This window comes from Funiculus sociatus GB2-C1 (assembly GCF_039962115.1).
Lineage (GTDB): Bacteria > Cyanobacteriota > Cyanobacteriia > Cyanobacteriales > FACHB-T130 > Funiculus > Funiculus sociatus.
Genome location: NZ_JAMPKJ010000010.1, coordinates 51,526 through 76,181 on the forward strand (window position 1 = coordinate 51,526; position 24,656 = coordinate 76,181).

A 24,656-nucleotide genomic window follows, 5' to 3' on the forward strand; every position below is an offset into this window, starting at 1 on the left:
AACTTCGATACTCAACCGTTGATCCATTTATGGAAGCTGAAACTGGCTTGTCATTAGAGACATTTCCAATTCTCAATCCCTATTCTCTCTCTGAAGTGATTGATGATGATTTTTACCTGACTGCACTACAGAATCGGGGGAGTAATTTTAGCTGCTGCCCGTCTTGGAGTAACCATTCTTAGTTAAACTTTGTAAAGAAGTTGAAAAGGACAGATTGAATGCGGGTTGCAATCGTCGGGGCGGGATTGGCTGGAATGGCGGCGGCAGTCGATCTAGTCGATGCTGGTTATGAAGTCGAAATCTTCGAGTCTCGTCCGTTTGTCGGGGGAAAAGCTGGCAGTTGGGTAGATGCCGATGGCAATCATGTTGAGATGGGGTTGCACGTCTTCTTTGGTAACTACTACCAGCTATTTGAATTGTTTAAGAAGGTGGGGGCGTTTGAGAATCTGCACCGGAAAGAACACGTCCACACCTTTATCAACAAAGGCGGCGTTACGGGGGCATTAGATTTTCGCTTCATCACAGGTGCGCCTTTCAATGGCTTGAAGGCGTTTTTCACGACATCGCAACTGTCATTGCAGGATAAAGTACAGAATGCGATCGCTCTCGGCACCAGTACCATCGTGCGCGGTTTGGTAGATTTCGAGGGGTCGATGAAAACCATTCGCTCTCTTGATAAAATCAGCTTTGCCGACTGGTTCCGCAGTCACGGCGGTAGCAATGGCAGCATCAAGCGGATGTGGAACCCGATAGCCTACGCACTCGGTTTTATCGATTGCGAGAATATTTCTGCCCGTTGTATGTTGACAATATTCCAGATGTTTGCATCTAGAACTGAGGCATCGGTATTACGAATGCTGTGCGGTTCTCCTGATGAATATCTGCACAAGCCGATTATTAAATATTTGGAAGCAAGAGGCGCGAAAATCCACACTCGTCGCCAGTTAAGAGAAATTTTGTTTACCGGGGAAGGGAACGAAACGCGAGTTACTGGTTTCCGAATTGCCAAAGGCGATGGGGAAGAAACCATCACCGCTGATGCTTATGTCTGCGCCTGCGATGTGCCGGGAATCAAGCGCATTATCCCGCCAGATTGGCGGAAATGGTCGGAATTTGACAATATTTATAAACTAGATGCGGTGCCAGTGGCAACAGTTCAGTTGCGATTTGATGGTTGGGTGACTGAATTGCACAACCAGGCAGAACGGAAACAGACGGATCATGCGGCAGGGATAGATAATCTGTTATATACGGCGGATGCTGACTTTTCCTGTTTTTCCGATTTAGCTTTAACCAGTCCATCTGATTATTACCGAGAGGGAGAAGGTTCTCTGTTGCAGCTGGTGCTGACTCCGGGAGATCCGTTTATCAAGGAAAGTAATGAAGCGATCGCGCAACACGTCCTCAAACAAGTACACGATCTATTCCCCTCTTCCCGCGAGTTGAACATGACCTGGTACAGTGTGGTTAAGTTGGCTCAGTCTCTCTATCGCGAAGCACCAGGGATGGATGTGTATCGTCCGCAACAAAAAACTCCAATAGCCAATTTCTTCCTTGCGGGTAGTTATACGCAGCAAGATTACATCGATAGTATGGAAGGAGCAACTTTGTCTGGTCGTCGGGCTGCTAAGGAGATTTTGGAGAATATTAAGGTGGGGGTAAGTGAGTTGTCTGCGGTTTAAGAGAAACAACAAAAGGAATAATAAGTAGAAAAATAAATGTCAGATTGGTTAGAGCATAGTGTGCAGGTAGAAGTTCCAATTCCTATTGATGAGGTGTGGAATCTTTGGTCTGATTTGGAACAAATGCCGCGTTGGATGAAGTGGATTGATTCTGTTAAGGTTTTGGAAGAAGATCCAACTCTATCTCGCTGGAAACTAGCGACTGGTGGTTTAGAATTCAGCTGGTTAGCCCGGATTGTTAAAATGGAACCAAATCAGATTATTCAGTGGGAATCTGTTGATGGTTTGCCTAATCGGGGTGCAATTCGCTTTTACGATCGCAAGGATAGTAGTATCGTTAAACTGACCGTGGCTTACGGTATTCCTGGCTGGCTAGGCAAGCTGGTGGATAATCTATTTCTAGGGCGGGCTGTTGAATCAACGATCCAAGCTGATTTGGATCGTTTTCGAGAATACGCTATTCAATCTCAAGCTAAATCCTCATCAGGAAATTGAGTAAGCTGGCTTCGGAGAACGAAAACCAGCCTTAGGAACTCTTAACCGAGTATTGATAGTTAACGAACTGGTACGAAGCTGATACCTACAAGTATCAAACCCCCAACCAAACACACCAGATAGACGCTTAATAAAGACAGTCGGCTTCCCCAGTTAGAATGGGATTCCCGACAGCGTTGGGCGATATCTTTTACCATTTTGTATTTTTGAGCAAAAGGTAGGGAACCGTAACCAGACTTCTTAAGGGTGCGAAAAATAGCCAGTAGTACACTATCAGAATCGTCAGTTGATTGTGGTATTTCTCGCCGCAATTTCCTCAAGATTTTGGCGCTGCGGAAACTAGCAGGAATTGTGAAGGCAATTAGCAATCCCAGGAAAATAAAAATCGCACTCGCCGAACCCAAACTCACGCCTACAAAAACCAGAAGACCAACTGCGAAAAGTTTGAAGAAAACATCTGTGTAAGGGTGGCGGGAAAATATTAGTAAATCTAATATACGTCCGCCATCCAGCGGCAATATAGGCAGTAAATTGAAGTAATTAATGACCATCAGCAAGCCGATAGCCTCGTGCAACCCTAAAGAGCGTTGGAGAGAATCGGGAATTGCCAAAGCGATCGCACTCCCTAAGATTATCCCCGGAACCGGCCCTGCCAACAACACCATCACTTTTTCTTGCACCGTAGCATTATCTTTGCGTCCGGTAGCAGCAGCACCGAATAAGGGTAAGAAGAAAATCGAGGTGTCTTTATAACCAAAGGCTTTCATCGCCAAAAAGTGACCCATTTCGTGGAGAAATAGCACAGCGCTCAGGATAAGCAGTGTCTGCAAGTCGAAAAACGGTATAAAGGAAACAGCAAACACTGCCAAACTACCAAGCAACAACCAGGACTTTATCCCCTTTCTGGCGCGTCCCCGTTCTATGCGTTCCATCCGACGAAATCCCTCAACTTCGACCTCTTCAGGAATTTGTACGGTGACAGAGGGATTTGTTTTTGCCTTGGAAGTCCACTTTTTGAGAAGATTAGTATACTTGTTGCTTTCCCGTCCCATTTTGACGGCTGCTTTGAAAGCTGCAAGCCCTTTGAGTTCAAATAGCTGTGTGTTTTTGATTGGTGACAATTCGCCTAATTTTACCAGACTGTCGAGGTAGGCGGCATGATGCGATCGCAATGTCTCTATAAATTTCTCTGGAGACATTTCTTGGGGCGTTTCCGTCAATTCCAGCTTGGTTTTATGAACTTGCCACTGCTGTTGTGTTTCCACAACATACGGATCTTGAAGAATTGTATTCGGTATCGTTCCAATAACGCCGAAAGCCTGCCCGTTCATTGTTTGTAGCAGGACATTATCTTCCAAAAAGGTAAAAAAATTAATAGTAAAAAGCTTAACCGATTCAGGTAGACTACGAATATCTACACTGGCAAATGTCTTAAACTCCTCGTTATATAGCAGCATTTCCCAAGTCTTCGAGGCATCCAGATACGTCATCTGAGCGACATTCAAATAGCAACAGAACTTAAACTCTAATTGTTCAAGTTCTAGCAAGGGAATCTCAAATAAATCTCTAATATAGACGGGTATCTGGTCTTCATCTGTAAAATCGTAGTTGATGTACTGTAAAGTCAAACCTAAAAGGCGCTGAAAAATAATCAAATAGCGTCCTATTATCAGCAAACAATAGATTGCTAAACCGTAAAGTAAATATTCCATCTTTTTCCCCAACCTTGTGTCCGGTTTGCTACCAGGCGGGATCAACGTAGAGATTGATAGTTAACTGCTCGCTCCCTGCTGGGACTGCCGTAATACAAGCACAGATGGTATCTTTGCCCTCGACCTCCACTTCGCAGGCGTGACACGAACCCATTAGGCAGCCAGTGGGAATGAACACCCCAGCCCGCTCTGCTACCTGTAATAACGGTTCTCCTGCCTTAGCGTCAACCGTAACATCATCAGGTAAAAAATGTATGCGGATAGTCATACTCGCTAATTGAAGGATTGCTAATTGTTGAAAAGCCATTAGCTAATAGCTAATAACTAATAAGTTAGGCCTACAAAAATAGGTTTAAATCCAGGTGCGCCATAATCGCATCTGCCAGCAAGTCCAAAACTGCTTCTCGCTGTTCGCGGTAGTTAGCAACTCCTGTGGCAAGAGACGGAAGTCCCCGCTGCTGCCGCAAGTTATTTAACCAGGAGCGTCGCCAAGGGCCGTTATCAAAAATACCGTGCAGATAAGTTCCGATAACTGATTGATTTGCATCGACAATTCCCAAATTAGGATCGTCAAATAACGGTTTGCAGGAGGAGTGTTTTTGTGCGTATGCAGAGGCTGGGTTTATTTCTTCCGATTCCAGCAGCCGCGTGCGTCCCTGATGGATTTCGTAACCTGTAACTGGTAAACCAGACTGAGGATAGTTAGAAGTTACAAGTCGCTGGCGGGCGATTTTCTGGGCCGTGAGGACGGTTTTTACAGGTAACAATTCCAGACCTTTAAAGCGTCCCGTTTCTCCTTCAACTCCTTCTGGATCGGCGAGGAATTTCCCTAGCATCTGGAAACCACCACAGATTCCCAGAATAGTGCCACCTGCTGCTGCATAATTTTGAATTGCCTGTGCCATGCCAGTTTTTTGCAGAACCAGCAAGTCAGCGATGGTAGTTTTGGAACCGGGAATAATTACGGCATCCGGATGTCCCAAGGTATCTTTGGGGCTAAGGTATTTTACCGTGACGCTGGGTTCGGCTTCTAGGGGGTCGAAGTCGGTGAAGTTAGAAATTCGGGGAAGGCGGATAACGGCAATAGTCAGATCGCTCTGATTCTTGGTGGTGCGACGGTCGAATAAGCCTAAAGAATCTTCAGCGGGGAAGGCATTGTCTATCCAGGGAATCACACCAACAACGGGAATGCCAGTGCGTTTTTCCAGCCAGGTGATGCCGGAGTCTAGAAGCGATCGCTGTCCGCGAAATTTATTTATGACAACACCTTTAATTAGCGCCCGTTCCTCTGGTTCTAGCAACTCCAGAGTCCCCACCACATGGGCAAAAGCGCCGCCCCGGTCGATATCCACCACCAGCATAGTTGCGGCGTTTAAATGCTTTGCTACCCGCATATTAGCCATGTCGCGGTGCTTGAGGTTAATTTCTGCGGGGCTACCTGCTCCCTCGCACACCAGCAGATCGAATTCTTCCGAGAGACGTTGCAGGGATTCTTCAACTGCTTGCCAGCCGATGTCAAAATACTGCTCGTAGTATTCTGCGGCACCAGCTACCCCGACGGCTTTACCCTTGATAATAACCTGCGAAGTCATGTCCCCTTGGGGCTTGAGTAAAATCGGGTTCATCTCTACCCAAGGTGTCACCCCAGATGCCCAAGCTTGCACTGCCTGAGCATAACCAATTTCTCCTCCGGTGGGTGTCACGTAGGAATTGAGCGCCATATTCTGCGCTTTAAAGGGAGCAACCCGCCAACCGCGCCGCGACAGAATGCGGCACAGGGAGGCAGTTATTAGTGATTTTCCTGCGTGGGAAGTTGTCCCCACAACCATAATGGCTTTCATACGAGTTATCAATTAGGAGTTACGAGTTATCAATTAGGAGTTACGAGTTATCAGTTAGGAGCCAGGAGTCATTAGAAAACTGGCAACTGACAATTCAAAACAGTCGAAACCAACGATTTAACGCATTATAGAAGCGATCGCTTAAAGACGGAGCAGGCACTACGCCTCCCTGTTTCTCCCATTGTTCTACCAGTTGGCGTCCCAACGGTGTGAGGCGGAAGCTATCGGTGATGCCTTGTCCATCCACTTCTCGTCGCAGAATGCCCACCTGGATCAGCCACGATAGATAATTTTCGGCGGCTAACTCGCGCAATGGCTTGCGGGTGTATTGGCGCTGCACACCTGAAGAAACGATTGCTCCCAAAGGAACGCTTGTAGAACGCATCGCCGCAAACAAAGGCAGCAGGAAGGGAGAACAACGCATCGCCCGTTCGGCCCTTTTTATACTTTGAGGGGAATATTGAATTACGGGGGAGCTTTTCGCTGCAACAGAGTTCATAGTCAATACCAGTAAACAGCAGGAAATTTAAAGTAGCGATCGCTGCCAATGCCCTTTTTACATTGACTTATTTTTGCAGTCTGCGGAGAGTGGTTTTTTCTTGTAGCCTGAGACTTACTGCCGTCAACTACCTTAACCTAACCCAAGCGCGATCGTAAAATATTGTAAAATCTTATGGCTTAAACGATCGTAACCCAGAAGGAAACAGAATCTATGGCTTTAGCAGTTGATACGATGGCACCTGCCTTCACAGCCAAAGACACCAACGGTAACACCGTTTCGCTATCTGATTTTTCGGGGAAAACGGTAATTCTGTATTTTTATCCTAAAGACGATACTCCAGGCTGCACCAAACAAGCTTGCAGTTTTCGGGATGCCTATACAGACTATCAGGGAAAAAATATTGTAGTGCTGGGTGTCAGCAAAGATGATGAGAACTCGCACCAGAAATTCACTGAGAAATTCAATCTGCCTTTTCCCCTACTAGCAGATGTCGATGGCAGCATTATCAAAGCTTATGACGTTGAAGGTAGCAGTGGTTATGCCCAGCGCGTAACCTATGTTATTGATGGTGGCGGCAAGATTATTCATGTCGATTCCAGCGTTAATACTGCTTCTCACGCGAGTGATATTTTAGCGGCACTTGCTTCTTAAGCTGAGTGCAAGGTAAGCTAACCAAATAATAAAAGAGGGGCATAATAAATACCCCTCTTTTTATTCCCAGTTGTAAATGGGTTTTAGAAACGAAACCCAGCACCCAAAAGTATTTGTTGGGTCTCGTTCCTAGGCAGTTTGCTAAAAGATTAATTCTGTGCTGGTGTATTTGTAACTGGGTTTGTCTGATTGTTCGGAGAAGCTTGATTTTGATTGCGAAGCCGCTCTAATTGTAAACGCCTAAACTCATCGGCGGCAGTATTTATGTTTTGACGCTGTTCAATAGAATACTCATTCAAATCGCGAGGATTGCCCAGCGTGGCTCGATGAATTAAGTCTAAAACACCGAAAGAACTTCCATTGTCACTTCGAGAAAACGGATCTGTATTTTGCTCGTTTTGGAAGGTATCTGAAGGTTTCACTTCTCCTGGTGGAGTTAGGGTTGATTGAGCTAATGTTGCTTGAGGCAGCAGGCAAGAGAGGGCTCCCATGCCAGCAAGGACACCGAAAACCAGCTGGGTTTTTATCTTCATGGCAATTTGGGGTATAACACGCTACTCATGATTGTACGTTAAGCAAAGCGGCGACGCAGCAGGGGTTGAATTGCTAGTAATACTAAAGCATCGAAACCGATAAGCACTAGCAGAGCTGTCCCAAAAGTTACAGTTCCCCACGGAGCCTGCATTACCACACTACCGAGTCCCCAGTCGCTATTAAGATATAGGTAGCGAATTGACTCAATGGCGTAGCTGAGGGGGTTGAGGGTAGCAACTACCTGTAACCATTTGGGCATGAAGGACAAGGGAGCGAGGGCAGTGCTGGCAAATAGTAGCGGCAAGTTAGTAACAAAAATTACCGCAATTAGCTCGACGTGACCGGGTAAAGCAAAAGTCAAACCAAGGCTTAAAGCAGTTACGCCGACAACGAGGAGGAAGACAATTAGAGCGATCGCGCTCAACCCCAGTATATTTGGCAACCCTGCACCAAGCAAAGCACTAGCTGTAACAATTACAGCCGTTTGGATAAAGCTCAAAGCGATGATGTAAATAGCACTGGCTGCAACAATCGAGAATCGGGAAGCTAGAGGAGCCACCAACAAACGGTTAAGAAACCCGAATTCCCGGTCAAACATTACTGGCAAACCAGCATTCAACGCTCCCGCAAAGGCTGTAAAAACAATTACTCCAGCACCGAGAAATTGTCCGTAGCTGAGACTATTGCCAAACAAGCCTTGAGGCGCATTTTGAAACAGCGCCCCGAACAAAACCAACCACATCAGCGGTTGAATTATCCCAGCAATTAGAGTAGAAGGACGGCGTTGCAACTGTATAAACAAACGCTTTGTTAAAGCCAGAGTTTCTTGAATAAAATCGCCAAGTAAACTAGATGCAACTGGTTGACTAGCAGCTTGTGGCTGCAAACGAATGTCAGGTTTTGGAGGTGTTAACGTACTACTCATCTGAATCTCCCTATGATAATTGTCGGGAGGCTGAGCCTCCCAAACCTCTTTCCTGGGCTGCGACCGGGGAACGAGATATCAAAGCTATGCCTTGATGTAAAATCTAAACCTATCGCATATTTTGTTTCTTCTCAGCCTTGGGATCGCGGCTAGCAGATGCTGCAAGTTCAGCATCCATCAAAGTTTTACCCGTAGCAGCCAGGTAAACATCATCTAAACTAGGTCTAGCTTGGGCAATGCCAAAAGTTGGTAAGCCTGCTGATTGTAATGATTGCTGAATCGTTATCAAAGCGTCACTTTGCGGCTTCACCACTAAATTTAGAGAGTTACCTTGAGCGCCATTGATAATCACTTCTTGGACAAAAGGTAAAGATATTAGCATATCTTTGGCTTTTTGGGCTTCCTCAATCGGGGAAAACTCGCGGATGCGGAGAGTAATGCGATCGCCTCCTACTTTATCCTTTAACTCAGACGGCGTTCCAGAGGCAATTACCACACCTTTGTCAATAATCGCCACCCGATCCGCCAGCGCGTCAATTTCCTCTAAATAATGGCTGGTAATTAACACAGATGTACCACTCGCCCGCAGTTGGCGTAAAAAGTCCCAAACCACCACACGGCTTTCTATATCCAATCCCACCGTCGGTTCATCTAAAACCAAGACATCCGGCTGATGCAACAACCCAGCTGCCAAATCTAGCCGCTTGCGTAAACCGCCAGAATAAGTACCAGTCTTTTTATCGGCGTATTCATGCAATCCCAGTAAACCCAGCACCGCTTCAATTCTCTGTTTCGCGACTGCACCGGGGAGGTGGTAAAGTGCAGCGGACAGTTGCAGCATTTCCCGCCCAGTTAGCACCTTATCCAGCGCAACTTCCTGAGCCACATAACCTAGTCTAGCCCTTGCCGCTCTAGGATTATCGATAACTGAGATGCCAGATACCTCAACTTTGCCAGCATCAGGCTTGGTCAAGGTACACAAGACACGCAGAGTCGTAGTTTTCCCAGCCCCATTTGGCCCTAGAAGACCAAAAATTTCACCAGGTTCGACCTGAAAAGAAACGTTTTTAACGGCTTCTACTGAACCGTAGCGTTTGGCGAGCTTTTCGATTAAAACAGCGGGAGCCATAGATGTCCCAATTTTACAAATCTAAACAATCTTTATTTCTATTCTAACGGGCGAAGGATGCAGAGATTAAGCCAATAGTTCATTAATGGCGACACTAAAGCCTGGTAGAACCTTTTGCGTACTAGCCACCTCACCCGCAGCAAACCACAACCGCTGCTGGTGAGTTATCACAAATATGTAACCATTCTCAGGGAACACCAGCCAAACTTCGTCGCAACCAGACTGGAGATATTCCCTAGCTTTAGCAAACAAATCAAGAGCTAAATCAGTCGGTGAAACTATTTCAGCAACTAGCGGGAAACTCTGCGGCAAAACGTCAGTATTGCCTAACTGATCTACCAGTTCCGGTGTGAGATAAGCTACATCAGGACGACGACCCTGCTTGTGGGTGCGACATGGCACGTCGGTATAGACTTTTCCGCGTCCACTGGAAATTGCGTAACTTTTCCAATAAAAAGCTAAATTAGCCTGAATTTCACTATGTTCTAGCGTCATCCCATTTTTCTCGACGAGTTGACCATCCACCCATTCCATACCATCAGGCGGATTTCGCATAAAATCTTCCAGAGAGAAAACCCCAGTTTCATCTTCCAAAGAGACAACAGAGGTTGTAGTTAAAATTGCATTCACCATAACAACCTATCCCAATCGCAACACTCATTGAAATTATCTCTTTCCTGTGCGCCTGAAGCGGTTCGGATTAAGCCGGATGAAAATAATCGTATATCTCCTGAGCTAAACGCGGGCCAATACCGGAAACCTCAGCCAGCTGCTTTGGTGAAGCTTCCCGGATATAATCAACCGAGCGAAAATGCGCCAAAAGTTCCTTTTGTCGCTGAAAACCCAAACCCGGAATTTCATCCAAACGCGATCGCCTTAACTTATCACTCCGTTGCTGACGGTGGAAACTCACCGCAAAACGGTGCGCTTCATCCCGCAATCGCCGCAAAAGTTGCACGCCCGGTTGTTCCGCATCTGTGTGAAGTGGTAAAGATTCCCCAGGTAAGAAAATCTCTTCTCGCTGTTTTGCAAGACTCACGACTCGCAAATCTTCCATCAAATTCATCTCTTGCAAAACAGCAACAACAGATGAAAGCTGACCTTTCCCACCGTCAATCATCACCACATCAGGCCAATCGGAATTTCCCACTCGTTGTAATTGTGGATCTTCAGCATACTTGCGAAAACGCCGCCCAATGACTTCCGCAAGACTAGCAAAGTCGTCAGAGTGACCAGATGTAACCGTGGGATTCTTAATTTTATAGTGGCGATAGTGCTGCTTTGCGGGCAAGCCGTCAATAAACACTACTTGCGACGCTACAGCATTTGACCCTTGGATGTGGGAAATATCGTAACCTTCGATGCGGTGGGGTAAATCTGGCAAATCCAGAATCGCTGCTAAATCTTGCATCGCTTGTTCGTTGCGATCGCCAACTCGTTGCATCCGCGCCAGTTCGTGTTGGGCATTGCGCTCCACCATCTCAACCAATTCTGCCTTAGTTTGGCGCTGTGGCGCGAGAATACTAACTTTTCGCCCTTTGCGTTCCGTTAAGAATTCCCCCAGCATCTCGCCTTCTGGCAATTCATGCTGCACTAAAATTTCTGTGGGGATTTCCACAGACTCAGCGTTTTGGTAATGATCGTCCAAAACGCGCTGCAATATTGCTCCCGGAGTTCCTGAGTCCGCTTCAGCAAGAAAGCCTAAACGTCCCACCAGTTTTCCCGCCCGAATCTGGAACAATTGAATGCAGGCGTGTTTCTCGTCGGCGGCCAGAGCGATCGCATCCCGCGAAACGGTATCATCTGGCAAAGACACTTTTTGGTCAGCTGTCAGCGACTTTAACCCCGCAATCTGATCGCGTTTCCTCGCCGCCGCCTCAAAGTTTAGTTCCGCTGCCGCTTGTTCCATTTGCGCTGTCAAGATGTCGATTAATTCGCTAGTGCGTCCCTGGAACACCATTGCTACTTTTTGCACTGTTTTATGGTATTCCTCTGGGGAAATCAGTTGCTGACAGACACCAGGACAGCGCCCGATGTCGTAATTTAGACAAGGGCGATCTGTAAATAGCGGTTGCGGTCGTTGTCGCAGTAGAAATATTCGCTTGGCTACTCGCAGGCTATTTCGCAACAGTCCTGCATCAGTGTAAGGGCCATAATACTTGTCTCCTTTTTTACCTACACGCCGATTTCGGGTGATGAAAATACGGGGATATTGTTCTGACCAGGTGATCAGTACGTAGGGATATTTTTTATCATCCTTTAGGAGTACATTGAAGTAAGGTTGGTGCTGTTTGACAAGATTTGCCTCTAGCGCCAAGGCTTCGGCTTCGGTGTCGGTGACGATGAATTCAATCTCAGCAACCTGGCGTACCATCATCGCAATGCGATCGCTTAATTTCTGAGAGTCTCGGAAATAGGAACGAACGCGCGATCGCAACTTCTTCGATTTGCCGATGTAGAGAATGCGATCGCACCCATCCCGCATGATATAGACTCCCGGTTCTGGCGGAATCTCCTTCAGGCGATTCTCCAACCGTTCTGGCTCTTTGACTAGCGGCAATGTTTTCCCCGCTGGGGTCATTCCAGCAGACGAGACATAACCGCTTTGAGTTGTAGCGGGGGATAACTCGTTCCCATCCCTCAGCATTTGCGGATCTGTCATAAACAAAGCACTCCTTGAAAGCAGTAGTCTTTAACTGGAATATGTCCTTGAGAAAAGGGTAGCGCGATCACTAAATCAGTAAAATCTCGCAAGGAGTATTTTTGGCGATTTCGCACTTCAGTAGCATTTCACGCTAGGCATTCAAAAAAAGTAAAAATCTCAGTAATATTTCGTAACTAGCAATGTTTTTGTATTCCCTATAACCTAATTTTAGAGTAATTTTAAAGATTCGATAAAGCAATTACTCTCCTAGATAAATTTATAGTAATTCATAAGATTTTTATCTGGAATAAGCTAAATTATTTTTGTTATTTGATATGCTGAGATAGGTAAGTTATTGATTTATTTACTACCTTATATTCCAGGTCAAAGTCATGAATATAGAAGAGTTTGAGGCTAACTACCGAAACGCTATGGATGAAACCCTTAATCAACTGCAAACAGTTGTTTTCTTATTATCGCGAGTCGAAACACAGGTTGGAGAAATCAGCCACTCCATACAAGCTCTCAGCAAAACCGTGGAGGAATATATTAACAATCATAAAATTGAATAAATTGCCCCACCTAACAGGAAGCCTCTAAACTCCCCATCTGGAGTTCTTCCTGTATGGCTTGCTTCAAATCAACGATATTTACAGGTTTAACGATAAAGCGACGGGCGCCCAATCTAAGAGCTTTTTCTTTGTCTACTTGAAAAGCAAAGGCTGAAACAACAATTATAGGAATGTGCAGCCACTCTGTCCCTTTTTGGATTTGTTGAAGTAAGCTATAACCATCGATATCCGGTAACTTCAAGTCTAGCAAAATCAATTCAGGTTGAAAGTCAATCAGCGCCTGAAAAAAGCCCGATCCCTCTGCCAATGCGAAAACTTCGTATCCCAGATATTCCAGGTAGTCATTCAGCAACTCTCGATTCATGGGACTATCCTCAACGATCAAAATTCGCTTGCCAGCTGCGGAGGCGCTGGAGTTTAATTTTTGGTTGGTCGTTGAACTTTGTGTTTCGCTGCTCATGATACGTTAGCTGTGAAGGACTGCTGAAAATTATATGAGCATTAACAAAATAATTTGTTATCTATTTTACCTGAGTTTTCCTTAAAAATCTATTAAACTAAAAAATTATATTATAATTGAGTTTAAAATGTATTAAAAACTCAACTTGCCTCAGAAACTAATCTTTTCCCATAGCCTGCATCCCTAGGATAGGTATTGCTCACACTTTGCTTTAGTGGTAGGCAATGGGGAAGATACGGTATTCACTATTTAATTATGTCTGCCTATTTATTGGCTAAGGAAACTATCCAAAACAGAAAAACTCTAACCTACTCGCCGCAAGGTTGAAATCAATTTGGATAAAATAGACAAGTAACTACATTCTTCAAAGCATTTTTCAACCACATTTTCTAAAGGAGTTTAACTTTGGCTTTGGTGCAATCGTCTTCTAATGCCAATGAATCTAAAGCACTTACCACTTTAGACCAGCTAGATAGCCCTCAAGAGTGGAATCTTTGTGACCTCTACAAAGGCTTTGACGATCCCCATCTGGCGCAAGATTTGCAGGTACTCCAGCAGGATGCAACCCAGTTTAGAGAAAATTACCGGGGAAAAGTCAGTTCCCTGACACCGGAAGAACTGGCGCAATGTCTGCAACAGCTAGAAGCATTGGCAGAAAAATCTGGTTATCTTTATGCCTTCCCTTCTCTGGTTTTCTCAGCGGATACGCGCAACAATGAGGCGAAGCAATTTCTAGATAAGGTGAGAGAAGCCTTAACTGGAATTGAAAACCAACTGCTGTTTTTTGACCTAGAATTGCAGGATTTAGACGGTGCTAAATTTAGGGAATTGCAGGGATCAGCAGCCTTATCTACCTACAGCCACTACTTAGATCGGATCGCCCAATATCGCCCTCACAAACTTTCTGAAGAAGTCGAGCAAACCCGTAACCAGAATAGCTTAACAGGTCGGCAGGCGTTTATTCAATTGCGTTCTATTCATCTCGGCGAACAGGAGTACGAACCTGTCACCACGCCAGAGGGAAAAACATCTGACACCGAGGCGGAACTGGGTGCATTACTATTTCATCCCTCAGCCGAGGTGCGCTACAACGCTTATCGGTCGGTGCGGAAAGTGATGCAGCAGCACAACTTGCTGTATGGCTATATTTTAAACACTGTGACGCAAGATCATCGGCTGGAAAGCCAGATGCGATCGCACGCCTCGACGTTGCACAAACAACTGTTGGCGGATGAAGTCTCGGAGGCTGTGTTTCGGGCGATTATGGAAGGAACGCGATCGCGTTTTGATCTGTTCCAACGATACTACCAGCTCAAAGCAAAATCGCTGAATCAAGAAATCCGGATTTGCGACATCTATGCACCTTGGACAGATGGCGACGACCAGGCTGCGCCAATTGAGTACAAAAATGGTGTAGAAACCCTGCTATCTGCTTTAGAACAGTTTGACATCAACTATGCTCGACGGGCAGAAGAATTTTTCGTAAAAAACTGGGTGGATGCCAAAGTGCGTCCCGGTAAGCGCGGCGGTGCTTTCTGCTCCTACACTCATGGTAAGCACAGTTACTTGTTGCTTTCTTACACAGAAGATTACAACTCTCTGTTTACGTTAGCGCACGAGATGGGGCATGGCTTGCACTTTGCCTGGATAGGCGATCGCCAAACCTATTTTAACAGTAATCCGCCAATGGTGCTGGCAGAAATTGCCTCAACCTTTAATGAATTACTGTTGTTGGATTACTTGCTGAAAACTGCTGGCGACGACGAAAAACTTAAGCGATCGCTAATAACTCGGCAATTGGAAGATCAGCTAAATTTGCTATTCCGCCAAAGCACAATTAGCCGTTTAGAATTGGCAATTCACGAACGCGCCGTCCAAGGTAGTTTTGACCACAATTTTGTTAACGAAAAGTGGACGGAACTTTACCGCGAACTCTGTGGCGATACCGTGGAAATTTTGCCCGAACACCAGTATGATTGGGCGCGGATTGGCCACATCTACTTTAAACCGTTCTACTGCTATCAATACACAGCTTCCAACATTGTCAGTCTCGCTTGTTACCAAAAATATCTTCAGGTAGGTAAAGATTTTATTCCTGGCTACCTCGATCTATTAGCAGCAGGAGGAAGCATGAATCAGGTGGAAGCATTACGCAAGTATGTGGGAATAGACATCGAAGATCCAGCCACAATTAGCGGTGCTTTGACTTATGTTGAGGGTCTTTTAGATCAGCTGCAAGCAACGCTTTAATCGTCCAAATTTCTCGTATTTCTCGCTACCAGGCTCAGCCTGGTAGCGCAGTTTAGGTTTAAATTACATCGTGAACGACAATGCCTTGATGCTGGTGGTGGCATCCCGCAAGGAGTTGAGCGTTTACCGCAATGAGTATCGGCTTGTCTGTCAATTTTTCAACCTGGGTCACGTTCTTAAGCTAGGCGAACTGACTACAGAGTAAGAGTTTTGAAATCGTAATCAGGCAATTTGAAGTGTGCTGGGTTCAGGGATGGATTCACCTTCGGGAAGCCGTGCTTCTAAGTACATTTCAATCACTTCTTCCCCATTACGAATTGCTTCGTCACGAGTTTTCCCATGAGTGCAAGGCATGACAACGCGATCGCCAAACTCTGGGATTGTGACTAGAAAAAGTTGGTCTTCATCTGACCACTGAATAACCATGCTGTATCGATTCATAAATCCTCGTCCTCCCTTAACTCTTCCAGTTCACTTTTTTATTTGGAAGTCTCTAAAGTAAATGTCACAGTCATAAGGAGCTATATGTCATTCCGCCAAACTTTAAATGGTTGATTGTTGTTTTCCCAGGTGCAAATGGCCAAGTAAACTTGCGTTTTGCGAAAGTAAGCTTCTTCATAGGCAAACCGTAAATTACGCTCAAGGCTGATCGGTTCAACATCAGTAGCTTTGGCGGAGCCAATTGCCTTGCGTAAGCCTAGGGACAGGATTTCAACCAAGTCATGACCACAGCAGATTTGCCAGGGATCATGGCTGCTGCTTTTCTGGTTTGTTAGCCGTTGTTGTATATCTTCACTTTTCAGCGAGAAAGCTTGGGATTTATTCTTAACTTCTTGAATTAGTTTACATTCATCAATTTGCAGGGTTTGCTCATCGATGAACTTGCTGAATGTGATGCCATCAAAGGTCAGGTTTAATCCATCACATTGAGAAACCCAGAGTAGATAACCAACCGACATACCAGCTTGAAGCAATGCTGTTCTTACATCTCGACCAAACCTAGTAATTTTCTCCTGCGAACCAAACTCAGCAATCACCTTATCGAAGGCGACCGAATTGAGCAGCATGGTTTCAAGGTCATGGGTATCTGTACGAAGCAGATTAGGGCTATGATGTGATGAAGTTTCAAGACGATCGAAATCTGCATCAACAATGGCTAAAACTCCTTGGAAGCTTGATTTCTCCAAAATGTCCAGAACAGCAATCACTCGAAGCTTGCTGGAGGGTTTGCCTGAAACAGTAACTACTTCACAGGCTGCCTTGTCACTAAAACGCTCATAGAAAATCTTATCCGATCTACCTTCAACTAATAGAAAAGTACCTGAAAAATTACTCCGTTTTAGTCGAATTGCATTAGCTTCACGGTCAACTGAAAGAAACTCTCTCACTTGGCTGGTCCTTTCAGTTCAACTGTCAAATCCCAGCGATCTTGAATGATATCTGGTGAGTGAGTAGCCATTAAAACATCTAAATCTGCAAGTCCTGTGATTTCTTGCAAGTCCTTTAAAAACTGAGCCTGCCATCCCACATGGAGAGATAGTTCAGGCTCATCAATCAAGACTAGAGAATCAGGTTGGACTTTAAATAGTAGTTCGTACAGAAGAACCAATTCATGTTGCTCACCCGATGATAAATCGGGTGGGAAAAGAGGTTTTAAATCAGAGAACGAGGGATGATAAAGTGTCTTAAAGACAAACCCTTTCTCTTTATTAAAGTTCATCTCTTTATAGGAATAAGCAAACTTATTATTAATAATTCTCCTCAATAGATCAATTTTGCTGGCAATTTCATTAAAAACACTCAGCTTCTTTTCTACGTCCTCAACATACACTGATAAGATATTCTTGGTACTTTCATCTATGGCTTGAGGCTGGATTTGAAAGTCTGAGTTTTCATCCTTATCTAATAGACCCACTTCTATAAGACGAGAGCGAGTCTCCTCAAGATCGTTTAGCTGATGACGAAGTTGTTCATCTGTTAAATCGGGAGATGGTTGTTGTTGTACCACCCTTGCAGGAAATGTTCTATCTAGCGATTGAGATGTTGTACCGTATTCAGCAAGCTTAGACTGAATAAGCTGTGCAAGCTCATCAGAATAGGCAGAAACAGTTGGCAACATTGAAGGTACCCCAGAATACAATCTGGAAGAACGACTAGGGACAACGTTTAGTAAACGTTGTGATTCTATGAGACGAACATTAATATTATTCTTCAAGTTCTCTAGCCACTCAGGTTCTTCTCGTGACTTTACTTTTGAGGGTAGAAGGTCCTCAAAACGATCTATAACTTCGTTTAAAGAAAGAGTTTCACCAGTGGGTAGATACCGCCAAAATTTAGAGCCTACTCGACGAATTTCAGGTATTATGTCTTCTAAAATGTCAATTGGAAAGTCTATATCAGGAGGGTTCTTTGTTCCCTTGAGAGGAAAAGAAACTTTTTCTGAATTAGGTTCGTAAAAGTTGAAAGTTATATTATTTTTTTTCTTTGTCTTCTCCGAGGTGTCAGAGGCTTTTACTACCTCAATACTACTGCCATTATCAAACTCAACTTGGAAACTACTAAACGGGATAGTCCGAAACACTGAGTATTTGGAGTTGAGGAATCCATTCAGCATCCTCAGCATTGCTGTTTTTCCAAAGCCATTCGGACCATGAATAATTGTGATCCTCTCATCCATGTTCAACGGAATCACATGGTCAAAAATTCCAAATAAGCCACTGACGGAAATTTGCTGAATTCGCATAGTTTTCGAGTCTATAGCCATAGGCTTCTTGACTCCGATTGTAACCTCTATCTGCCTCTGTGCTTCCCAGAGAGTAGCATCCTGTGTGCAGATAAAAACAAGCTAGATCGAGCAGTGGCTCCCACGAGCCGAAGGAGCTTCCCGACTACTGGAGCGACTATATGATAAACACTCGTAGCTTGCGGGTAAGCTACTTGGACGACGAATCTGCTCGTGAGTTAATCGTGCAGCCTTTGGAGGACTTTAACAACATTTGCGAGTGCGCTGCTGTAAATACCATTATTCACCTCACGCGCTGCGACGGCGAGTATTTCCGGTAATTGTGGAGAAGCCTGACAGATAGCGATCGCTTCGCTACTTCCTGCGGTGTCTAGTTTCTGGGGAAACTCCCACAGACCAAAATCCCAAGATTGTCCGAAAACTGGTAAGGAAAGAAGTGTTGCATCAACAAGGCGATCGCATCCTCGTGCCTTTAGTGCAAAAATTTATTGAACAGGTGGTAGAAGAGGAAGAATAGGCAAGGGTTTCAGCAATTCCTTTAGGGTAATTTTATAGATGAAACATACCTTAAGCGATCGCTCGTGTCAGAATGCGATCGCGCAGAAGCATATACTTCAAGATGCCTCTGTCTCCGTAGATTCAAATCTAACTTGTCGATATACAGCATCTACGCTTAGAGAAAGTCCCACACTAGAGAGAGTGAATGTATCTCCTGACTCATAGGGATAAAGTACCCACAAACCCTCCTCATTGCGCCTAAAGCACTCCACCCCTATCTGTTCTGACTGGATCAGCACGTACTCCTGTAAAGTTTCCATCTGACGATATCGGGCAAATTTACCCCCCCGATCAAAAGCTTCTGTAGAAGGGGAAAGGACTTCTACAATTAGGCAAGGATACTGAACAAACTGATTAGAGTTTCGATCTCTGGAGTCACAAGTCACTACCACATCAGGGTAATGATAAGGGCCATTCTCAGAGGCTTGCACCTTAACATCTGCAATATAGACTTCGCAGCCTCTCTCTTGTAAATGACTATCTAGAGCCGTGTAGATATTGCCAGCGATCCGGTTGTGGGGCTTCGTCCCCCCAGTCATGGCAAAGACTTCCCCATCAATGTATTCGTAGCGGATTTCTTGAGTAGGTTCCCATTCCAAATACTCTTGGGGAGTCATCTGGTTAAGTTGTCGAATAGCAATCATAGTTTCTATTACTTCCTCGTAAAAGCTTTGTTGATGAGGCGAGAAGCATTAACTCAATTTTTCTCAAATTATATTTTAAAACAGACCAATAAAAAACCATCATTTTTATTAATTAGTGAAAAATATCAACCTACCTTTTAAATTTATTAAACTCTGCGTACCGCTGCGTTAACCTTTGCGTTAAAAAACTAAAAAGGTGGGCAATGCCCACCCTACATAAATTAACCCTTAATACAGATAACTTGCTTCAGCGTCGCCACAACTTCGACGAGATCCGCTTGATTAGCCATGACTTGCTCAATCGGCTTATAAGCACCAGGAATTTCATCCAAAACGCCCTCATCCTTGCGGCACTCTACACCATTTGTTTGCTGAATCAAATCATCCAACGTGTAGACATTCTTTGCCTTGTTCCGAGACATCAAACGTCCAGCACCATGACTGCAAGAACAGTAACTTTCAGCATTACCTTTACCCTTAACAATGAAGGATTTTGCCCCCATTGAGCCGGGAATAATGCCATAATCTTCTTCACGCGCCCGGACTGCACCTTTACGAGTCACATACACATCTTCGCCAAAATGCACTTCTTTTTCGGCGTAGTTGTGGTGACAGTTCACTGACAGCAACGGCTTTGTTTGCTTACCACCAGCGAGATGCTTTTCCACAATCCGCTTAAAACGCGCCATCATCACATCGCGGTTGAAACGGGCGTAGTCTTGCGCCCACTGTAAATCGTGCCAGTAGGTGGCAAATTCTGCCGTACCAGCGACAAAGTAAGCTAAGTCTGGATCGGGTAAGCGATCGCCTGCTAGTTTCGCTAGTTCCTTAGCCGTGCCAATATGGTTTTGCGCCAGCATATTGCCAATATTGCGCGAACCAGAGTGCAACATTAACCAAACAGAGTTCTCGGTATCCAGACAAACTTCTATAAAATGATTCCCGCCACCGAGAGAACCCATCTGTTTCATGGCTTTACTTTCCAGGCGTTGTACACCTGAATGTAGTTCCTTGAAATCTCGCCAACCCTGCCAGTTTAAAACGGCTTTTTCAACATCTTTGTTTTCATTAAAACCAACAGGAATAGCAGCTTCTAAATCCAGACGGATTTGCTTTAGCTTGCCCTCCAATTGCGCGCCGGTGAATGGCGTTTTAATTGCCATCATCCCGCAACCAATATCCACGCCCACAGCAGCGGGCATAATTGCTTCTTTAGTAGCCACTACAGAACCCACCAAGGCACCTTTGCCAAGGTGAACATCTGGCATTAGCGCTACGTGCTTAAAGACAAATGGTAGGGATGCGACATTCCTTGCCATCTTGGTTTCATCAGAACCAAGGGCATGATTTGCCCAAGATAGCACTGGCTTTGGAGTCGAAATTTCTAACTTTTCGTAGGGCATAAACGTGTGCCAACTATAAACAAAGATCCGTATTGCCGCAAGGTTACTTCCCGTCAATAAAGCAGACTCAGATGGGATAGCTGCGGCAAAAGTTGTATATTACTTTTATGCTACATATAAATTACAATTTTGTCATCCCTAGAGACAACCCGCAGGCAGAGGTTCTGAGGTATAAGTTACATTAAGATTCGTAAAGAGGAGGTATGCTCCTCTGGTATTCACATTACCCGGATGAAATCCTATGGCGGTTGGCAAGAACTCAATCTATGAGCGCTTCTTAGCACCTGTGATTCGGATGTTCATTGATGAGAAAGGGTTACGGCGTTTTTATGAAAGCGTTGATTGGCAAAAGGAGAGCGATCGCTTCCGCAATCCCAATTTAGAATATCCTTCTTACTACAGTAGTCAAAACTTCCACGGCATAGAGGGCGGTTATCTTACCCCTGGTGCGGCAGTTTCCTACGATCCCGTTACCCAGTATGTTTTGCCGCCTAACGAAGCCTGGATACGTCAAAGCTTGGTTGATGCAATTTGTGGGCAACCGCGACGGATACTGGATTTAGGTTGCGGTACAGGTTCCACAACTCTGATGTTAAAAAAGGCTTTCCCGGAAGCGGAAGTTATTGGTTTAGACTTATCGCCTTATATGCTGGTAATGTCTGAATACAAAGCCAGAAACGCTGAGGCTAATATTCAATTTTTGCACGGCAGTGCGGAGGCTACGGGGTTTCCCGATGCGTCTTTTGACTTGGTAACAGCTTCTCTGTTGTTTCACGAGACACCACCAGAGATATCGCGTGCCATTCTGCGGGAAAGTTTTCGCTTGCTGAGGGCTGGAGGAGAGGTTTTAATACTCGATGGGAATCAGAAAACTATTCGCCAAGTTGATTGGTTGAGCGAAATTTTTGAGGAGCCTTATATTAGAGCTTACGCCGCCGATAGCGTCGATGCTTGGATGGGATCGGCAGGATTTGAAGCTGTGCAAACTCAGGACGTGTGGGCGATACACCAATTAACTAAAGGTGTTAAACCTATCCCAGTCCAGAATTCCCGGCGTACAGCGATCGCTGACATAGCTGATAATGAAGATTTGGCGGGCTTGGGTATCCCGGCTTATGGCACATTGGCATGACTTTGAAGGCAGTTCTGTTTGATTTTAACGGTGTAATTATTAAGGATGAGGCAATTCACCGGGATCTGATTGATGAAATTCTAATTTCGGAAAATCTGCGCTCAAAACCGGGGGAGTATCGACAATTTTGTTTAGGCAGAAGCGATCGCGCCTGTCTACAAAAGATTCTCACAAATCGCGGCAGAGAAGTCAGAGACGGCTATTTAACCCAATTGGTGAACCGCAAGGCTCAAGCCTACCAGCAGGCTTTGGATAAGTTGGAAGAACTGCCAATTTATCCTGGGTTAGAGGACTTTATTCAAAAGCTGCGGTTGCATGAGGTGAAACTAGCTATTGTCAGCGATGCCCTCCGCACTGAAGTAGAATTGGTGTTAAATCGCACCGGGTTACTTGAGCATTTTTCGGTTATTATTGCTGCTGACGACATCACCACCAGTAAGCCAGAACCTGATGGGTATCTCTTGGCGATAGAACGCCTCAACCTCAAAGCTTCTAATTGTCTGGCAATTGAAGATACCCCAGCCGGAATTCAAGCGGCGAGATCGGCTGGTGTACAAGTGGTGGGGGTAGCCCATACTTACCCGTTTCATATGCTCCAGCGTTGGACTAACTGGGCTGTAGATTATTTTACCGACTTAGAAGTGGAGCGGGTGCAGCAAATATTTTCCCGCACGACACCGCAGGCAACCGCAGGTTAAAAGTAAAGTGTTAGAATAGCTAAGGCAAAAAAATTAAGTTTAGATTAGGGGAATTAGCTCAGTTGGTAGAGTGCTGCGATCGCACCGCAGAGGTCAGCGGTTCAAATCCGCTATTCTCCATTTTTCTGTACATTCGCAAATTAAATGTCGTAATTTGCGAATGTACATCAGCAGAGTAGTTGATAAGGCTACTACTGTGTCCGAAGTAATAAGCGCTAACATTGAGCCAATGTTATTAGAGGATACATTATGGCTCAAGTGTCAGTCGCTACTCTCCTGCTAATAGGGTTCAGCCTGTTCGCTACTGCAACCCGCGCCCAAGAGCATACCGCTATAACTCGCCTGGTTATGCGCGATCGCACCATTACCATCACTTCAGATTCTAACGGTTTGCTATACTCAGTTAGCACACAGGATGGTACTGTGCTTAATGCCAATCTCAGAGAAGAACAGCTACAAGCAAAGTATCCTGATGTGTATGAGAATGTTCGCCCAGCCATCGCCAGTGACAAAGTGACGGACAGTGTTATCCCTTGGGCTGGGATGTAATCGTTTCTTAGATTGGCATAACCTATACAGAGATAGCCCCACTCCACTTTGACAGTGGAGTGGGGCTATCTATATATGGCTAAAAGAGTTTAGTCTTAAAGCTTAGTAGCGGTTAGAGAAATTGCTGTTTCTCCGACCACCGCCGCCACCACCACCACCAAAGGATGAACCTCGGTCTTCGCGGGGCTTGGCTTTGTTAACTTTCAGATCGCGGCCCATCCATTCAGCGCCATCAAGCGCTTCAATGGCTGCGGTTTCTTCAGCATCTGTACTCATTTCCACAAAAGCAAAGCCGCGCATGCGACCTGTTTCGCGGTCAGTAGGTAGCTGAACCCGCTTGACACTACCGTATTCTGCAAAAACACCACTGAGGTCTTCTTGTGTGACTTCGTAGGAAAGATTGCCTACATAAATTGACATAGAGTTTCTCCAAAATCAAAGCTTTGTAGAGATTTAGATTTCGGAGACAAGCCTGTCAAAACTAAAAGGAAAATGCCTGTCAATTCTAAAAACAAACGCTGCTACCGAACTTATTCTCACTTACGATACTAGCACGGTATGGAGCTATAGGGGGGAGAGCTAGAAAAACGTTACAAAACGCAACAGTTGGGATGATGAAGTAGAACAAAGCGATCGCCTGATACTATTCAAGATTGGTAAATCCTCGTCAGTAGACGATTTCAGGATTTTAAGTGTGGCAAATCCATATACCCGTTCGTGTTGGGAGTTGGGCGATCACGTGTCACAACTGGCTCCGAAAGGGATAAAGCCGAGGTTAGTTATAAGCCTCAACAAGAAAGAGAATGGGGCAGTTGGCTTACAACCCCCTAATACCAAAAACTGATTTAAAACAGATGAAACCTTTTGCTAGCCTGATTTGTAGCGTTATATATTTATTGGTATAATAATATCGAGTATGGTCAGAAATCATATTTAAGCGACAGTTATTACAGATTTTTACAGCCAAAGTTCCTTTGCCTGGGGTAGAGGGGATAATGAAACGGCGAGAAAACTGAGAAAGCGAAACCCCCTACCCTCCATCTTTGTCAAGTTATTATTCACTTTGTTAAGTATTTTGTAACTATTGTTTCAACTTGTGCGATCGCATTTTTGCTATTACCAGATAAGTTATCGTGGAAAACTAAAGGAATAATTAAGTAGAGGCGGCGAACCGTAACCACCTCCTCCCACCGTACAAATAAAACCAGTTACCACCGATTCCACCACCAAGCACAAGTATCCGCGAAAAGGAGACTGTATGACTCCCACAATGCTACGTCAGCTTTGGACTGTAATTGAGACCACTCAGGCCAATATGCTGTTGAAATTAGACGATGCCAACTTGGTACAGTGGCTACTCAAGCAGATAAAACAACAGCGATCGCTCAATTCCGATGAAGCCAACATAATGAGCGACTATCTGCACTCTAAGCTATCCTTGATTCGGGATCTGGCTCAAGAGCGTCAGTCTGTATGGCAAGAAACCCACTAGAAGGCTCTGATGGAAAAAAGAATTCTTCGGCATTAGAAAA

Annotated in this window: 27 protein-coding genes and 1 tRNA gene; 12 read left to right on the top strand and 16 right to left on the bottom strand. The window is 45.0% G+C overall.

The window, feature by feature from the left end:
• The first annotated feature begins 218 nt into the window (after positions 1 to 218).
• Entirely contained in the window at positions 219 to 1,682 is a 1,464-nt protein-coding gene (zds, locus tag NDI42_RS07290) for a 9,9'-di-cis-zeta-carotene desaturase (protein ID WP_190452212.1), read from the top strand.
• Between the two features lie 36 nt (positions 1,683 to 1,718).
• A complete protein-coding gene (locus tag NDI42_RS07295; protein ID WP_190452214.1) occupies positions 1,719 to 2,177 on the top strand; it encodes an SRPBCC family protein in 459 nt (152 codons plus the stop codon).
• A gap of 59 nt (positions 2,178 to 2,236) precedes the next feature.
• Here the strand turns inward: NDI42_RS07295 and NDI42_RS07300 are convergent, their stop codons facing one another.
• The 4 genes from NDI42_RS07300 to NDI42_RS07315 form a co-directional block, all read right to left on the bottom strand.
• Positions 2,237 to 3,889, bottom strand: coding sequence for a site-2 protease family protein (locus NDI42_RS07300; RefSeq protein ID WP_190452216.1), 1,653 nt, complete (start codon positions 3,887 to 3,889; stop codon positions 2,237 to 2,239).
• A 28-nt stretch (positions 3,890 to 3,917) separates the two neighbouring features.
• On the bottom strand, positions 3,918 to 4,157 hold the full coding sequence (locus tag NDI42_RS07305; protein ID WP_190452335.1) for a 2Fe-2S iron-sulfur cluster-binding protein: 240 nt from the start codon (positions 4,155 to 4,157) through the stop codon (positions 3,918 to 3,920).
• A 70-nt stretch (positions 4,158 to 4,227) separates the two neighbouring features.
• On the bottom strand, positions 4,228 to 5,730 hold the full coding sequence (gene cobQ / locus NDI42_RS07310) for a cobyric acid synthase CobQ (RefSeq protein WP_190452218.1): 1,503 nt from the start codon (positions 5,728 to 5,730) through the stop codon (positions 4,228 to 4,230).
• Positions 5,731 to 5,824: 94 nt separating this feature from the next.
• A complete protein-coding gene (locus NDI42_RS07315) occupies positions 5,825 to 6,229 on the bottom strand; it encodes an Npun_F0494 family protein (protein ID WP_190424963.1) in 405 nt (134 codons plus the stop codon).
• Between the two features lie 213 nt (positions 6,230 to 6,442).
• Here NDI42_RS07315 and NDI42_RS07320 point away from each other — a divergent pair, with 213 nt between their 5' ends.
• Positions 6,443 to 6,883 (top strand): peroxiredoxin, encoded by a 441-nt coding sequence (locus NDI42_RS07320; RefSeq protein WP_190452220.1) that lies wholly within the window; start codon positions 6,443 to 6,445, stop codon positions 6,881 to 6,883.
• A gap of 149 nt (positions 6,884 to 7,032) precedes the next feature.
• Here the strand turns inward: NDI42_RS07320 and NDI42_RS07325 are convergent, their stop codons facing one another.
• From NDI42_RS07325 to uvrC, 5 genes are all read right to left on the bottom strand, one after another.
• The gene (locus NDI42_RS07325; protein ID WP_190452222.1) at positions 7,033 to 7,416 is read right to left on the bottom strand and encodes a hypothetical protein; all 384 of its coding nucleotides are present in this window, start codon (positions 7,414 to 7,416) and stop codon (positions 7,033 to 7,035) included.
• Positions 7,417 to 7,454: 38 nt separating this feature from the next.
• Positions 7,455 to 8,342: an ABC transporter permease gene (locus NDI42_RS07330; RefSeq protein WP_190452224.1), complete on the bottom strand. Its 888-nt coding sequence runs from the start codon at positions 8,340 to 8,342 to the stop codon at positions 7,455 to 7,457.
• Between the two features lie 109 nt (positions 8,343 to 8,451).
• The gene (locus NDI42_RS07335) at positions 8,452 to 9,471 is read right to left on the bottom strand and encodes an ABC transporter ATP-binding protein (protein ID WP_190452225.1); all 1,020 of its coding nucleotides are present in this window, start codon (positions 9,469 to 9,471) and stop codon (positions 8,452 to 8,454) included.
• A gap of 66 nt (positions 9,472 to 9,537) precedes the next feature.
• Positions 9,538 to 10,104: a Uma2 family endonuclease gene (locus NDI42_RS07340; protein ID WP_190452227.1), complete on the bottom strand. Its 567-nt coding sequence runs from the start codon at positions 10,102 to 10,104 to the stop codon at positions 9,538 to 9,540.
• A gap of 67 nt (positions 10,105 to 10,171) precedes the next feature.
• Positions 10,172 to 12,052: an excinuclease ABC subunit UvrC gene (uvrC, locus tag NDI42_RS07345; RefSeq protein WP_190452336.1), complete on the bottom strand. Its 1,881-nt coding sequence runs from the start codon at positions 12,050 to 12,052 to the stop codon at positions 10,172 to 10,174.
• Positions 12,053 to 12,507: 455 nt separating this feature from the next.
• On the opposite strand from uvrC, the gene NDI42_RS07350 reads away from it, so the two are divergent.
• The gene (locus NDI42_RS07350; RefSeq protein ID WP_190452228.1) at positions 12,508 to 12,687 is read left to right on the top strand and encodes a hypothetical protein; all 180 of its coding nucleotides are present in this window, start codon (positions 12,508 to 12,510) and stop codon (positions 12,685 to 12,687) included.
• Positions 12,688 to 12,697: 10 nt separating this feature from the next.
• Here NDI42_RS07350 and NDI42_RS07355 read toward each other — a convergent pair whose 3' ends face one another.
• Positions 12,698 to 13,147, bottom strand: coding sequence for a response regulator (locus tag NDI42_RS07355; protein WP_190452231.1), 450 nt, complete (start codon positions 13,145 to 13,147; stop codon positions 12,698 to 12,700).
• Between the two features lie 414 nt (positions 13,148 to 13,561).
• Between NDI42_RS07355 and NDI42_RS07360 the strand changes: the two genes are divergently transcribed.
• Positions 13,562 to 15,397, top strand: a complete 1,836-nt coding sequence (locus NDI42_RS07360; protein WP_190452337.1) for a M3 family metallopeptidase — start codon at positions 13,562 to 13,564, stop codon at positions 15,395 to 15,397.
• Positions 15,398 to 15,467: 70 nt separating this feature from the next.
• Positions 15,468 to 15,602, top strand: a complete 135-nt coding sequence (locus tag NDI42_RS07365) for a hypothetical protein (protein ID WP_277876803.1) — start codon at positions 15,468 to 15,470, stop codon at positions 15,600 to 15,602.
• Between the two features lie 17 nt (positions 15,603 to 15,619).
• Here the strand turns inward: NDI42_RS07365 and NDI42_RS07370 are convergent, their stop codons facing one another.
• The 3 genes from NDI42_RS07370 to NDI42_RS07380 form a co-directional block, all read right to left on the bottom strand.
• Entirely contained in the window at positions 15,620 to 15,838 is a 219-nt protein-coding gene (locus tag NDI42_RS07370) for a type II toxin-antitoxin system HicB family antitoxin (RefSeq protein WP_190452233.1), read from the bottom strand.
• Between the two features lie 80 nt (positions 15,839 to 15,918).
• Entirely contained in the window at positions 15,919 to 16,785 is an 867-nt protein-coding gene (locus tag NDI42_RS07375) for a DUF4435 domain-containing protein (protein WP_190452235.1), read from the bottom strand.
• Positions 16,782 to 18,140: an AAA family ATPase gene (locus NDI42_RS07380; protein WP_190452237.1), complete on the bottom strand. Its 1,359-nt coding sequence runs from the start codon at positions 18,138 to 18,140 to the stop codon at positions 16,782 to 16,784. The genes NDI42_RS07375 and NDI42_RS07380 overlap by 4 nt, the downstream gene beginning before the upstream one ends.
• A gap of 161 nt (positions 18,141 to 18,301) precedes the next feature.
• Between NDI42_RS07380 and NDI42_RS07385 the strand changes: the two genes are divergently transcribed.
• On the top strand, positions 18,302 to 18,460 hold the full coding sequence (locus NDI42_RS07385; RefSeq protein ID WP_199311019.1) for a hypothetical protein: 159 nt from the start codon (positions 18,302 to 18,304) through the stop codon (positions 18,458 to 18,460).
• A 294-nt stretch (positions 18,461 to 18,754) separates the two neighbouring features.
• On the opposite strand, the gene NDI42_RS07390 is transcribed toward NDI42_RS07385, so the two are convergent.
• Both NDI42_RS07390 and NDI42_RS07395 read right to left on the bottom strand, forming a co-directional pair.
• Positions 18,755 to 19,342 carry a Uma2 family endonuclease gene (locus tag NDI42_RS07390; RefSeq protein WP_190452238.1) on the bottom strand — a complete coding sequence of 196 codons (588 nt, stop codon included), beginning with the start codon at positions 19,340 to 19,342 and terminating at the stop codon, positions 18,755 to 18,757.
• Positions 19,343 to 19,563: 221 nt separating this feature from the next.
• Positions 19,564 to 20,745, bottom strand: a complete 1,182-nt coding sequence (locus NDI42_RS07395; protein WP_190452240.1) for an RtcB family protein — start codon at positions 20,743 to 20,745, stop codon at positions 19,564 to 19,566.
• Between the two features lie 241 nt (positions 20,746 to 20,986).
• On the opposite strand from NDI42_RS07395, the gene NDI42_RS07400 reads away from it, so the two are divergent.
• The 4 genes from NDI42_RS07400 (at position 20,987) to NDI42_RS07415 (ending at position 23,124) form a co-directional block, all read left to right on the top strand.
• Positions 20,987 to 21,877: a class I SAM-dependent methyltransferase gene (locus tag NDI42_RS07400; RefSeq protein ID WP_190452242.1), complete on the top strand. Its 891-nt coding sequence runs from the start codon at positions 20,987 to 20,989 to the stop codon at positions 21,875 to 21,877.
• On the top strand, positions 21,874 to 22,575 hold the full coding sequence (locus tag NDI42_RS07405; RefSeq protein WP_190452244.1) for an HAD family hydrolase: 702 nt from the start codon (positions 21,874 to 21,876) through the stop codon (positions 22,573 to 22,575). Before NDI42_RS07400 ends, NDI42_RS07405 begins: the two co-directional genes overlap by 4 nt.
• A 47-nt stretch (positions 22,576 to 22,622) precedes the next feature.
• Positions 22,623 to 22,695: transfer RNA gene (locus NDI42_RS07410), tRNA-Ala, on the top strand.
• A gap of 129 nt (positions 22,696 to 22,824) precedes the next feature.
• On the top strand, positions 22,825 to 23,124 hold the full coding sequence (locus NDI42_RS07415; RefSeq protein ID WP_190452245.1) for a hypothetical protein: 300 nt from the start codon (positions 22,825 to 22,827) through the stop codon (positions 23,122 to 23,124).
• A 102-nt stretch (positions 23,125 to 23,226) separates the two neighbouring features.
• On the opposite strand, the gene rbp is transcribed toward NDI42_RS07415, so the two are convergent.
• Positions 23,227 to 23,544: an RNA-binding regulator gene (rbp, locus tag NDI42_RS07420; RefSeq protein ID WP_190423676.1), complete on the bottom strand. Its 318-nt coding sequence runs from the start codon at positions 23,542 to 23,544 to the stop codon at positions 23,227 to 23,229.
• 838 nt (positions 23,545 to 24,382) lie between these two features.
• Between rbp and NDI42_RS07425 the strand changes: the two genes are divergently transcribed.
• Positions 24,383 to 24,616, top strand: a complete 234-nt coding sequence (locus NDI42_RS07425; RefSeq protein WP_190423680.1) for a hypothetical protein — start codon at positions 24,383 to 24,385, stop codon at positions 24,614 to 24,616.
• The last annotated feature ends 40 nt before the right edge of the window (positions 24,617 to 24,656 follow it).